The 12959-nt window shown below is 61.6% G+C and carries 11 protein-coding genes; 1 reads left to right on the top strand and 10 read right to left on the bottom strand.

Annotated features, from left to right (window positions below; all coding sequences use genetic code 11):
- Positions 1–125: 125 nt before the first annotated feature.
- Complete coding sequence (locus J3364_RS09165) at positions 126–749, top strand: YbhB/YbcL family Raf kinase inhibitor-like protein (protein WP_349558063.1); 624 nt, start codon at positions 126–128, stop codon at positions 747–749.
- A gap of 68 nt (positions 750–817) precedes the next feature.
- On the opposite strand, the gene J3364_RS09170 is transcribed toward J3364_RS09165, so the two are convergent.
- The 10 genes from J3364_RS09170 to J3364_RS09215 form a co-directional block, all read right to left on the bottom strand.
- Positions 818–3652 (bottom strand): BACON domain-containing protein, encoded by a 2835-nt coding sequence (locus tag J3364_RS09170; protein WP_349558064.1) that lies wholly within the window; start codon positions 3650–3652, stop codon positions 818–820.
- 315 nt (positions 3653–3967) lie between these two features.
- Positions 3968–4678 carry an amino acid ABC transporter ATP-binding protein gene (locus tag J3364_RS09175; RefSeq protein WP_502882495.1) on the bottom strand — a complete coding sequence of 237 codons (711 nt, stop codon included), beginning with the start codon at positions 4676–4678 and terminating at the stop codon, positions 3968–3970.
- 96 nt (positions 4679–4774) lie between these two features.
- Positions 4775–5860, bottom strand: coding sequence for an amino acid ABC transporter permease (locus J3364_RS09180; protein ID WP_349558065.1), 1086 nt, complete (start codon positions 5858–5860; stop codon positions 4775–4777).
- Positions 5857–7044: an amino acid ABC transporter permease gene (locus J3364_RS09185; protein ID WP_349558066.1), complete on the bottom strand. Its 1188-nt coding sequence runs from the start codon at positions 7042–7044 to the stop codon at positions 5857–5859. The genes J3364_RS09180 and J3364_RS09185 overlap by 4 nt, the downstream gene beginning before the upstream one ends.
- A gap of 95 nt (positions 7045–7139) precedes the next feature.
- Positions 7140–8165 (bottom strand): amino acid ABC transporter substrate-binding protein, encoded by a 1026-nt coding sequence (locus J3364_RS09190; RefSeq protein ID WP_349558067.1) that lies wholly within the window; start codon positions 8163–8165, stop codon positions 7140–7142.
- 307 nt (positions 8166–8472) lie between these two features.
- Positions 8473–8784 (bottom strand): EthD family reductase, encoded by a 312-nt coding sequence (locus J3364_RS09195; RefSeq protein WP_349558068.1) that lies wholly within the window; start codon positions 8782–8784, stop codon positions 8473–8475.
- A 28-nt stretch (positions 8785–8812) separates the two neighbouring features.
- Positions 8813–9910 (bottom strand): protein-glutamate methylesterase/protein-glutamine glutaminase, encoded by a 1098-nt coding sequence (locus J3364_RS09200; protein ID WP_349558069.1) that lies wholly within the window; start codon positions 9908–9910, stop codon positions 8813–8815.
- 20 nt (positions 9911–9930) lie between these two features.
- Positions 9931–10749 carry a CheR family methyltransferase gene (locus J3364_RS09205; protein ID WP_349558070.1) on the bottom strand — a complete coding sequence of 273 codons (819 nt, stop codon included), beginning with the start codon at positions 10747–10749 and terminating at the stop codon, positions 9931–9933.
- On the bottom strand, positions 10749–11312 hold the full coding sequence (locus J3364_RS09210; RefSeq protein ID WP_349558071.1) for a chemotaxis protein CheW: 564 nt from the start codon (positions 11310–11312) through the stop codon (positions 10749–10751). Before J3364_RS09210 ends, J3364_RS09205 begins: the two co-directional genes overlap by 1 nt.
- Before the next feature lie 10 nt (positions 11313–11322).
- Positions 11323–12957 carry a methyl-accepting chemotaxis protein gene (locus tag J3364_RS09215; RefSeq protein ID WP_349558072.1) on the bottom strand — a complete coding sequence of 545 codons (1635 nt, stop codon included), beginning with the start codon at positions 12955–12957 and terminating at the stop codon, positions 11323–11325.
- Positions 12958–12959: the final 2 nt, after the last annotated feature.

Consider the following 12959-nt stretch of genomic DNA (forward strand, 5'->3'; position numbering starts at 1 on the left):
GACACAGGGAAAAACGCCCTGTTACAACGTACTTGGGAGTCTCTGGACAAGCGCTGTTGAGCCTCCGTTTGATCAGTGCTTGTTCAGCGGCTTCCCCCGTTCTCCAACACCAAAAGGAGCAAACCGTGAAACTGCAAGTGAAAGGGATTACCGAAGGCCAGCCCGTCCCGGAAACCTTCGCGTTCGGTGTCTACAGCGAAGAGGACCACATGAGCTTCGGTCCCAATCGCAATCCGGAACTGGTCTGGTCGGATGCGCCCGCCGGGACCCGAAGCTTCGTGGTCATGATGTACGACCCCGACGTGCCCAGCGTCGCCGATGACGTGAACCAGGAAGGCAAGACGGTCGACAAGGATCTGCCGCGGGTCGACTTTTTCCACTGGCTACTGGTGGATGTCCCGGCCGACACGTCGCGCATCCCCGAGGGCGCGGACAGCGACGGCGTGATTCCCAAAGGCAAGAAAGGCGGCCCGGGCCCGATCGGCATTCGCGGCATCAACACGTACACCCATTTCCTGGCCGGCAACCCGGACATGGCCGGCACTTACGCCGGGTACGACGGCCCCTGCCCGCCCTGGAACGACGAGCTGGTGCACCGCTATTACTACGAGGTCCATGCGCTGGATGTGGAGACCCTGGGCCTGAGTGGTGATTTCGAAGGCGATGCCGTCCGCGAGGCCATGCAGGGCCACGTGCTGGCCAGCGCCCGTGTCGGTGGTACCTACACCCTGAACCCGGCGTTGCGCTGATGGCCCTGCGGCGATCCGGTCACAACGCCGGATCGCCGCCATCCCCTCCCGAGTGCGTCAAAGACACCCTAGTTTCCCGCCGTAAACCCGGCCGTCACCACAACGGTGCCACTCGCGGTATCCACCGCCGCCGTGATCTGGTGGCTGCCACTGAGCGTGCCAAAGTCAAACGGATAGGCCGGTCGGCTGCCACCCGCAACGGTGCCCGCGAAATCCCAGGGCGCATTGTTTTCAGTCTTGATTGGCGCCCGCAGGCGCTCCGGATCGTCCAGATAGAACCGGACCCGTGAAACACCGGTCACTTCGGGCACAAAGACATAGGCGTTGCCGGTCAGCGACTGGCCGGCCAAAGGCACGGCGCTTGTCCGGTCAGGCTGACGACTCACCTGGAGGTCATAAGGCCCGGCCAGGTCGAAAGCCAGATTGACGGTGACCGCGACGTCCTCCTGTCCCTGGGCACTGATGTGGATCTGCCCCTGATAGCTGCCCGGAGCCAGCCCGTCCGTATCGATCGATGCCGTCAGCGTTTGCGGCGTTGTCCCTTGTGTCGGCGTCACGGACAGCCAACCGGCGTCACTGGTGGCGCTGAAGGCCACCGGGGAACCGTCCGTCATCACCAGGTCCAGGGAGGCCTGATCGCTGGACTCCGGCGAACGCAGCGTGACGTTGAGGTTTGAGGGGCTGACCGACAGCTGCGGCACCAGGTTGGCCACGGTGAACGCCGCTGTCGCGGTCAGGATGGCGCCGTCCTGAGTCGTCACGCTCACCGTCACCGTGTGCTGGCCGTCGGCTATCGACGTGGTATCGAACGGCATCGCCAGGTCGGACGCGTTGGTACCGGCAAAGTCATAGGGTGCCACGTTCTCGGTTTGCCGGGGTGTGCCGGATGCACTGGGGTTGTCCAGATAGAACCGGGCCTGCTTCACATTGAGTTCCGGGCTCAGGAAAATATACCGATTCCCCTGCAGTGCAGCGCCTTCCAGCGCCTCAGGAGTGCCGCGGTCTGGCGAGCCGGAAACCATCAGCGAATAGGCACCCGCCCCGGCCCGGACCGTGACCGGCACGACGAGGGCCAGCCCGCTGGCCTGGCTGATGGCGACATGAGCGACCTGCGTGCCGGGATCCACCTTTTGGCCGTCCACCGTCAGCGTCAAGGTGGCCGGCGTGGTGCCGCTGGCCGGAGACACGGTCAACCAGTCTGGCGTCTGACTGACCGTAAAGTTCAGCGCCGCGCCGGTGGAGGACAAGGCCAGTGTCTGACTGTCACGGCCGTCCGCCGGCACTTCGAAACCCAGCGCCACCGGATCCGCAACATACTGGGAACCGCAGCCCGACTGGCTGTATCGGAACTGGTCCACCAGCCGGGGTGACTCGCCGGTTCCGGTGACCCCAAGCGTGTTCACGATCAGTTCGCCACCGGCGGTGAAGTTCAATTCGGCAAAATGATGCAATGTGTTGTCGCGCACGGCGGTCCAGGCGGGCGGAACGGCGGATTTCCAGGGCGAGAAGTCTTTGGAGATGTTGCTCAGCTTGCCGCCCGGACTCACTTTCAGCCAGGTTGTCCCGTCGTCGGTGTCGTAACAGCTGCGGGCGGTCGTGGTCGGGGTATTGCTGGCCGGCACATCCACCAGTGGGTAAGTCCGTTCGAAGGACTGGTCGTGAGCCGTGACCACCACCTCAACCCCATATTCTTCGAAGATCGGCCCGAGCTGGCCGCGCAAGGGCAGTGCGGAACCGTGGTTACTACCGTCCGAGAAGGGCGAGGCGTGGAAGAACGGTACCAGCCAGCGCTGGCCCCGGGCCCGGGCATCGGCCAGGTCCGCGTCGAGCCATTGCAGGGCGGCATCCGGCAGGGTGGCGTACTCATCCACACCGAAGACGGACACGAAATGGACGTCCCCCGCATCAAAGCTGTACATGCGCCGACTGTTCCAGCCGTCCGGTGTCGCAAAGTGCAGGGCCCAGTCGTCGAACCCTTCCCCCAGCAGGATTTCATGGTTGCCGTAGGTGGGCATGATCGGCGAATACTCGAACAGCGGCTGCATCTGATCGAACCAGGCACCGATGGTGGCCTGCAGGGTGCCGAAGCGTTTGTCCGTATTGAAGTAGGCGTAGTCACCGCCGAGCAGGACCAGGGACGGCGCCAGGCTGGCCATTTCCATAATGACCTGTTCGGTGCCGGTGGTCAGTCCATCCGCCCGGCCGATCAGCCCGGTGTCGGCAACGAACAACACGTCCAGATCGTGGGCACCGGAACCGGGCAGCGTGGTGGAACTGTAGGGACGGCTCTTCACTCCCGCCGCCAGGCTGACGCGGATGTCATAGCGCTGGTCCGGCAGCAGGCCCGTCAAAGTAGCCTCCAGCAGGCTGCCCTCCAATGTGGTGTCCGTGACGTCGGCGGGAACAGACTGCCACGTCGTGGTGCCAGCAGGGCGGTACTCGACCACCGGCCCGGCGGGCGGCAAATGCAGCAGCCAGGACACAGTCAGGCTGGTGGCGGTGTCCCCGCGCCAGCCGGTGTGGAACTGCGGCGCGTCGTCCCCGTTTTGCGGGCCGCTGCCGGCATTGGCCACATCAAACGCGGCACTGAGCGTGGACAGGAGTTGGCCGCCAACCCGCAACTCTGCGGCAATAGTGTGAGGGCCATTGGCAATGGTGGTGGTATCAAACGGCAGGCTGTCGTCGTTTGGCGTCGTGCCACTGAAATCCCAGGGCGCGTGGTTTTCGACCTTCACTTCCACGCCATCGAGCCGGAAACGCACCTGGTCCAGACCGGCGCTCTGGTCGATGAAAACATAGATCGAGCCATCGACGGTCTGACCGGACAGGGCAACCGCCCCGCTTCGGTTCGCGGAATCCGCCACCACCAATTGATAGGCCGAAGCCGGCGACGCCGCCAGCATCAAGAGAAGAACGAGAGAAAAGACCGCAAAGGAGAGTAAAGAGGAACGGGACCCCAAGCACCTGACCATATCGCACCCCCGGCAAGCAAAACCCATCCAACCACTGACCGTGGTCCGGAAGTCGCCAGGCTGCCGCGTGGGCAGGTACGATCACAACGCCAGTCAACAGCGGCTGTCCCGGGGTGTGGATCACCCTCTGCCCGCACGGGCTTACGTCCATGCCGGGGACGGCACACTATCAGTATTGATCGGGGGAATCGGGTTGTCATCGACTTTCCGGCGAACGGTCAACCGGAAAGTCGATGACGGGCAGGGTCAGTGGTGCAGGATCTGTTTCAGGAACTTCTGGGTCCGGGGTTCCTTCGGGTTGTCGAAGAACTCATGGGGCGGCGCGGATTCGACGATTTCACCGCCGTCCATGAAGATCACCCGGTCGGCCACGGTCTTGGCAAAGCCCATCTCGTGGGTGACACAGAGCATGGTCATACCGCTGGAAGCCAGTTCAACCATGGTGTCGAGCACCTCTTTGATCATCTCGGGATCGAGCGCCGAGGTGGGCTCATCGAACAGCATGATCTTCGGCTTCATACACAGCGCCCGGGCAATGGCCACCCGCTGCTGCTGCCCCCCCGACAACTGCCCCGGATACTTGTTGGCCTGCTCCGGGATCTTGACCCGCTTGAGGTACTCCATCGCCGTTGCTTCCGCTTCCTTGCGCGGTGTCTTGCGCACCCAGATGGGCGCCACGCAGCAGTTCTCCAGCACCGTCATGTGCGGAAACAGGTTGAAGTGCTGGAAGACCATGCCGACTTCCTTGCGCACGCTGTCGATCTGGCGCACATCGTCGGTCAGTTCCACGCCATCCACCACGATCTGGCCCTGCTGATGCTCTTCCAGGCGGTTGATGCAGCGAATGAACGTGGACTTGCCGGACCCCGACGGCCCGCAGATGACAATACGCTCACCCTGGGCCACGTCCAGGTTGAGGTTCTTGAGCACATGAAAGCTGCCGTACCACTTGTGCATGGCTTCCACGTGAATGATGGTTTTGTCCGCCTTGGCGGAATCAACGACCGTCTGGCCCTGCTCGGATTGCATTTGTTCAGTCATGATAGTTATCCATCAGGTCTTGTGACCGGTATCCAGCTTGCGTTCCAGGTTCTGGCTGTAGCGCGACATGCCAAAACAGAACACCCAGAAACAGAAGGCAACGAAGACATAGCCTTCGATCGCGACGTTCTGCCACGCGGGGTCGGTGATCGTGGACTGCACTGTTCCCAGAATATCGAACAGGCCGATGATCAACACCAGCGTGGTGTCCATGAACAAGCCGATGAAGGTATTGACGATGCCCGGAATCACCAGCGTCAGCGCCTGCGGCAGGATGATCAGCCGCATCTTGCGCCAATAACCCAGTCCCAGGGCACTGCCGGCCTCATACTGGCCACGCGGAATCGCCTGCAGACCGCCGCGGATGACTTCCGCCATGTAGGCCGACTGCCACAGGGTAATCCCGATCAGCGCCCGCAACAGCTTTTCGAAGTTCATGCCTTCGGGCAGGAACAGCGGCAGCATCACCGACGCCATGAACAGCACGGTGATCAGCGGTACCGCCCGCCAGACTTCGATGAAGATGACGCAGAAGCCCCGGATCACCGGCATTTCAGAACGTCGGCCCAGCGCCAGGATGATCCCCAGCGGCAACGAACCGATGATGCCGACGTAGGCCAGGATCAGCGTCAGCATCAACCCGCCCCACTTGTTGCTCTGGACTTCTTCCAGCCCGAACCAGCCACCGGGAATCAGGATGTAACCGATGATCGGCAAGCCGGTCATGCCGAAGATGCCCAGCCAGCGCCGCGCCGGGAAGCGCTCGATGAACTGGGGCACAAAGGCCACCGCCAGCAGGAAGAACATGATGTCCACCCGCCACTGCTGGGCATCCGGGTAGAAGCCATACATGAAGAAGTTCAGCCGCTGGTTGATAAACAGCCAGCAGGCGCCATCGCCCACACAATCCTTGGGATCGGCGCCGGTGAACGTGGCGTCCAGGAACAGCCAGTTCAGCAGCGGTCCGATGCTGGTGCCGATCATGTAGACAACCACCACGGTCAACAGGATGTTGTACCAGGTGTTAAACAGGTTATCCCGCATCCACTGCATGGGCGCAAACGCGCGCTTGGGAGGTGCCATTGATTCGCTCATCATCTCTCCTTAAGCGCAGCGGCGCGGTTGTACAGGTTCATGAAGAAGGAGATCAGCAGACTGACCGTGAGGTACACCGCCATGGTCATGGCCACCACTTCCACGGCCTGACCGGTCTGGTTGAGCGTCGTGCCCATGAAGACCGACACGAGATCGGGATAGCCGATGGCCGTCGCCAGCGACGAGTTCTTGAACAGGTTCAGGTACTGGCTGGTCAGCGGCGGGATGATCACCCGCATGGCCTGGGGAATGACCACCAGACGCAGGGTCAGGCCGTTGTGCAGGCCCAGCGCCCGGGCGGCTTCAGTCTGCCCCTTGCTGACGGACAGGATCCCGGACCGCACGATCTCCGCGATAAAGGCCGCGGTGAACAGCGTCAGGGCCACCCACAGGGCCGCCAGCTCGGGAATCAGCGTGATCCCACCGCCGAAGTTGAAGCCCTTCAACGCCGGAATATCCCACTCAATGGGCCCACCGGTCGCCAGGTACGCCAGCAGCGGCAGACCGATCAGGATGCTGATGCCGACCTTGACCGTCGGGAAGATCTCCCCGGTGGCCAACTGGCGCTTCTTGGCCCAGCGCTTGATGATCACGACCGCCACGATGGCAATGGCCAGCGCAGCCTCGACCCAGCCAAACCCGGGTTGCGCAATCGGATCAGGCAGGTAGAGTCCGCGGTTATTGAGGAAGAACACCCCGCCGACATCCACACTCTGACGCGGCGTCGGCAGGCTGCGCAACACGGCGAAATACCAGAAGAAGATCTGAAGCAGGATGGGAATATTACGGATGATCTCGATGTAAGCCAGCGACAGCTTGGCAATCAGCCAGTTACTGGAGAGGCGGGCCACGCCGATGATGAAACCGAGTATGGTGGCCGCCACGATGCCCATGGCTGAGACCAACAAGGTATTGAGCAGCCCGACAAAGAACGTGCGGCCGTAGGTGTAGGTCGCGTCGTAGGGAATCAGGCTCATGATAATGCCGAAGCCGGCGGACTGGTCGAGGAAGCCAAACCCCGTGCTGATCCCGCGGCTCTCCATATTGGCGAGCGTGTTTTCGATCAGTGTCCAGCCGGACCAGGCGATCGCGGCGAGCGCCACGACCTGGAAGAAAATCGCGCGCACCCGCGGGTCGTTCCACGGTTTGCTGCGAGACGGTTGTAGAGGCGGATTATTATCGTTCATGGACAATCCCGGAAAGCAACTTGAGGGAATAAAACGTCATTCACGGCAAAACCGGCAGGGACGCACCCTGCCGGCTTCACAGCTGCTCTCAGGATTTACCGCATCGGCGGCGCGTACATAATGCCGCCTTCGGTCCACAGCGCGTTCAGACCACGGTCCAGATCCAGGGGCGTACCCGGTCCGACGTTACGGTTGTACATTTCCCCGTAGTTACCCACTTCCTTGATGACCTTGTAGCCGAAGTCAGCCGGCAGGCCCAGCTTCTCGCCCATGTCACCATCGGTGCCCAGCAGACGCTGGATGTTCGGGTTGTCGGACTTTTTCATGTCATCCACGTTTTCAGACGTCACGCCCAGTTCCTCGGCGTTGATCTGCGCAAACAGCACCCACTTCACGATGTTGAACCACTGGTCGTCACCCTGACGCACCACCGGGCCCAGCGGCTCCTTGGAGATGGTGTTCGGCAGGATCACAGCACTGGACGGATCCGCCAGCTTGGAGCGCAGGGCCGCCAGCTGCGAACGGTCGGAGGTCAGTACGTCACAGCGGCCGGCGGCGAAGCCCTGAACCGTCTGCTCGGAGGTGTCGAACACGATCGGCTTGAATTCCATATCGTTGGCACGGAAGTAGTCCGCCAGGTTCAGCTCGGTGGTGGTCCCGGCCTGGATACAGACGGTCGCGCCATTCAGTTCCTTGGCATCGGTCACGCCGATGTCTTTCTTGATCAGGAAGCCCTGACCGTCGTAGTAGTTGGTGCCGGTGAAGTTCAGACCCAGGGAGGCATCACGGGTCAGGGTCCAGGTGGTGTTTCGCGAGAGCATATCGATCTCGCCGGATTGCAGCGCAGTGAAACGCTCCTTCGCCGTCAGCGGCGTGAACTGCACCTTGTCGGCATCGCCGAAAATGGCAGCAGCCACCGCGCGACAGGTGTCGACATCAATGCCGGTCCAATGGCCCTTATCATCCGGCTGGGAAAAACCCGGCAGACCGGAGGTAACACCACACTGGAGATGACCCTTGTCTTGAACAGCCTTCAAGGTTGTCGCCGCCATGGCGTTACCTGTCATCAGCGCGCCCAGCAGCGTAGCCGTACCTGCAGCGAGTGTGATCAGTTTTTTCATTATGAGTTGTCTCCGAATATCGGTTGTGTGCATAGCAACCCCGCATCAGCAAGGCCCAAGCCAAGCTTTGCAGGTTGTTGATTTTGTTGTCGTTGTTCGACGCTATCGCGCAAAACCACTGCTCTATCGGACCGCATCCGGCGAAATCTGCCTCACAATAGTGCGCACAGAATCGGTGCCGGCTCGTTGGCGGTCTGAATATAGGATAGGAGAAAAATCGGAATTGCACCGAATTGGTGAAAAAAAGTGTGCCATAGCTGGGCGGGCGCACCGTTGAAAACAGGCGGTGCGCCTTCTGGTTCAGGCTTCAGGCAAGCACCCGGCCGACCTGAATCACCGGCAGGGTGTCCGTAAAGTTGCCAATATCGGACAGGATAATTTCGGACTGCAGGTCGAAGGTGCGCTGATCGTCCTCAAGAGTGTCGAAATAGAGGTGGGCGACGGCCGAGAAGGCAGGAGGGGTTCCGGCGCCGACACCTCGAATACCTTCTTCCACCATAACCCGACGGCATACATCGCCGAGGCTGGTCGCCATTAGCGGCAAATGCGTTTCCCGAAAATAGGTGATACCAAACCAATCGCAGGAACTGGCGTAGAGCAAGCTGACTTTGATGTTCATAAATCAACCTCACACTCGTATCGGGACACTAGCTGGCCGCGCGGGACGACGCGCGCGCCGGCGCACCGCTGTCAGCGGCCATGATGACCTGTGGAATCTGGGACAATGGGCGTACGGCTGCGGCCGCTTCCATCCTGATGGCTTCCCGGGGCATACCGAACACAACGCAGGATTTTTCATCCTGTGCGACCGTGTGGGCCCCGCTGTCACGCATCGTTTTGAGGCCCCGTGCGCCATCGTCGCCCATGCCGGTCATGATGATGCCTGTGGCATTCTGGCCGGCCGCCTGGGCCACGCTGCGGAACAGCACGTCCACGGATGGCTTATGCCGACTGACGGCCGGACCGTCGATGATCCGGACCCGATACTGGGCGCCGCTTCGGATCACCTGCATATGCCGGCCACCGGGAGCGATCAGGGCCAGCCCCGCATGCACACGATCGCCGTCGCAGGCTTCGCGCACCTGGATCCGGCACACAGAGTCCAGACGTTTGGCAAAGGCCGCCGTGAATTTTTCCGGCATGTGCTGGACGATCAGGATGCCCGGCGAGCCGGCCGGCAGGACCGACAGAACCGCCTCCAGCGCCTGGGTGCCGCCGGTCGAGGTGCCAATGGCCACGAGACGGTCCGTAGTCCGGTAACTCACCGGACTGTCCGCCGGCGGGATCACATCGGTGATCGGTGCCGCAACGACCGTGGAACTGCATTTCGGTCGGGCTCGGCAGGCTTCCTTGACCGCCCGGGCGAGGTCTTTCTGCAACCGTTGCAGGCTTTCGCCAATGCCCTGCTGCGCCTTGGTAAAGACCGAGACGGCACCTGCTGCCATGGCATCCAGGGTCAGCTTCGCCCCCTGCTCGGTCAGGGTCGAACAGACAATGACCGGCGTGGGCCGCTCCTTCATGATCTTGCGCAGGAACGTCAGCCCGTCCATGCGGGGCATTTCCATATCGAGAACGATCACATCCGGCCAGTCCCGCTCCATGCGTTTGAGAGCAAATATCGGGTCCGCGGCCGAGCCCATCACAAAAAGCCCCTCCTTTCGCAGTGCGTCGGTCAGGACGCGGCGCACGAGTGCCGAATCATCGATGATGAAGATGCGGGGTGACGGGTTTGCAGGCTGGTTCATGGTTTTTCCTTCGCTGTTATTCACGCTGTTTTCCGGTAAATCGACGGCGCCACGGCTTTAACCGGCAGCTTGTAACTGAACAGGCTCTCGGCATGGGCGATCATAAGGAGCCCCCCGACAGGCATCCGCGAGAGCACATTGCTGACAATGTCCTGCTTCTTCTCACGCTCGAAATAGATCAGGACATTGCGCAGGAACACCACGTCAAACTGCCCCAGCGTCATTGGAGTCGGTTCGCAAAGATTCAGCGGCTGGAAGTTGATGTGTTGTCGCAGGCTCTCCTTGATACAGAAATCGCCGTCATGCTGCCCGATGCCCTTCAGGCAATAGCGGTGTAATAGAGCCGACGGGATCGAGTCTGCCAGACGCATCGGATAGATGCCTTCCCGGGCCATACTCAGCACCGAGCTGGAAATGTCCGTCCCCACAATTTCCCAGGACGACGATCCACGATTCTCAGCGAGGGTCATGGCGGCGCTGTAGGCTTCCTCTCCGGAAGAGCTGGCCGCACTCCACACCCGCAGCTTGCCGGCGTGGGAGCGCGCCACCTGCGCCAACACCTCGAAATGGCGCGGCTCCCGGAAAAACCAGGTCTCGTTGGTGGTCAACAGATCCACCATGATCCGGTGTTCGTCCGGATCCTGGCGCACACGTTCCAGATAATCCCGGAAACGCGACAGGCCGTAGCGACGCAGGCGCCGGGCCAGCCGGTTCACCACCAGATAGCGTTTGGCAGCGCTGAGGCGGATTCCGGATGCCCCTTCCATCATCTGCTGGATCACCCGGAAGTCGGCATCCGACAGCTGAGGGCTGGCCACCTGTGGCGCCATGCCGGTCATCAGGCCATCTCCTCCGACGCTTCCATCGAGCAGGCATCCACCGTTTGAGACTGATTGGCGACATCCCCGATGCGCTTCATATCATCGACGGACAGCACGTTGTCGATGTTCAGGATGATGGTGAACCCCCGCTCATCCCGCACCATACCGGCAATGAAGTCGGTTCTCAGACCGCTGCCGAAGCGCGGGGCCGGCTCAATACCGCCATCAATGTCGAAGACCGAATCCACGGCATCCACCATGAGCCCGAAAGTCAGCGCCCCATCATCGCCGCGAACCTCCAGAATGATGATGCACGTACGCTTGCCAGGGCGAGTCAGGGCCTGCCCGAAACGGCAAGCCAGATCGATCACCGGAACCACGTGTCCGCGCAGGTTGATCACGCCGCGGACAAACGCTGGCATCATGGGCACGATGGTCAACGCGCTGTACTCGATAATCTCGCGCACCATGTCGATCGGCAGCGCGTAGCGCTCATCGCGGGCGCGGAAGCTCAGATACTGGGCCCCCTGCAGCTGATCGCTGCCCAGCGCCGCTTCGATTGAAAACCTTTCGTCAGTCATGACCGTCCCCTCAGTCCGCGAAGGCGACGAACTCGTCGGCCCGGGTTGATGAGCTTTCGGAGGCCGCTGGACGCGCCGCCGGAACCGCCTTACCGGTCACGTTTTTGAGGGCAACATTCGCATCGCGGACCTTGAAGATCGACACCAGCTCCACCATCTGCTCGGCCTGGGCGTTGAGCTCCTCGGCCGTGGCTGCCAACTCTTCGGAGCCGGAGGCGTTCTGCTGGGTGACCTGGCTCAGTTGGGCCATGGCGGTGTTGATCTGGCTGACACCGGTACCCTGTTCTTCAGAAGCGGCTGCAATTTCCTGCACCAGGTCGGAGGTTTTCTGGATATTGGGGACAATCTTATCCAGCATCTCACCGGCCTCTTCGGCCAGGGCCACGCTGCCGGAGGCCACCTCACCGATTTCCTGCGCCGCTACCTGGCTGCGCTCTGCCAGCTTGCGGACTTCCGCCGCCACTACGGCAAAGCCTTTGCCGTGCTCTCCGGCACGGGCCGCTTCGATGGCAGCATTCAGGGCCAGCAGGTTGGTCTGGTAGGCAATGTCGTCAATGATGCCGATCTTGTCGGCGATCTGCTTCATCGCGTCCACCGTGTCCTTGACCACCTTGCCGCCACGACGGGCGTCCTCTGCACTCTCAGTGGAAATCCGGTCGGTCACGCGAGCGTTGTCGGTGTTCTGGGCAATGGATGCGGTCATCTCTTCCACGGACGCCGAGGTTTCATCCACGCTGGACGCCTGCTGGGTGGCCGCCTCACTGATGGACTGGGAGGTCGCCGACACCTGGTTGGCCGCAGCCGACAGGGATTCGGTGGAGGTGCGAACGTCGCCGATCACCGTGGAGAGACGCTCCGTCATCTCGCGAATGGCGAACAGCAGGGACGTGCGGTTGTCGGTGTTGGTTTTCACGTCCAGCGACAGATCGCCGTCGGCCACCTGGCGGCAGATCGCCGCGGCATAGGCCGGCTCACCGCCCAGTTGCCGGACGATCTGGCGGGCAATCAGGAAGCCCAGCACCAGTGCCAGGATGACACCGCCGGCAATGGAGCCCTGCATCAGGATTTTGCTGTCCGCGAACACCGTGCCGGCCGCTTCCGCGGTCTTTTCGGCACTCTGGGCCTTATACTCGGAGATGCTGCGCAGCGCGTCACCGAGACGGGTGGAGATGTCGTTGAACTCGCCGAACAGGTAGGCCGTCGACGCATCGGTATTACCAACCGGCTCGTCCCGGGCAATCTGGATCAGGCGCTTGACTCCATCACGGTACGTGGGCATCAGCTTTTCCGCCTGATCGAACATGGCCATGGCCTCGTCGGTCGTGAAATGACTGCTCGCCTCTTCAAGCAAGCCGTCCATTTGAGCGGCGCTCTCCCGGATGCGATCGATAACCTCGTTCTTGCGGGCCTGGGTATCTGCCAGGGCCAGGTTGCGGTTGTTCCGCGCCGCGTACATCAGCTGGTAATTCGCTTCCTTGATCTTGTCCAGGCCGAGCAGGCTCTCCTGGTACATCTGGCGGGTCATCTCGTTGATCGAGCCCATGTTGACCAGCCCGACCGTACCGACAGCGGCAGTAATCAAGGCAGTCAGCAGGAAAGCCAGAATCAGACGAGTCTGGAGTCGCAAGTTCAGAAACCAACGCATGG

It is taken from the genome of Marinobacter sp. NFXS9, assembly GCF_040148665.1.
In the GTDB taxonomy this organism is placed as follows: Bacteria; Pseudomonadota; Gammaproteobacteria; order Pseudomonadales; family Oleiphilaceae; genus Marinobacter_A; species Marinobacter_A mangrovi.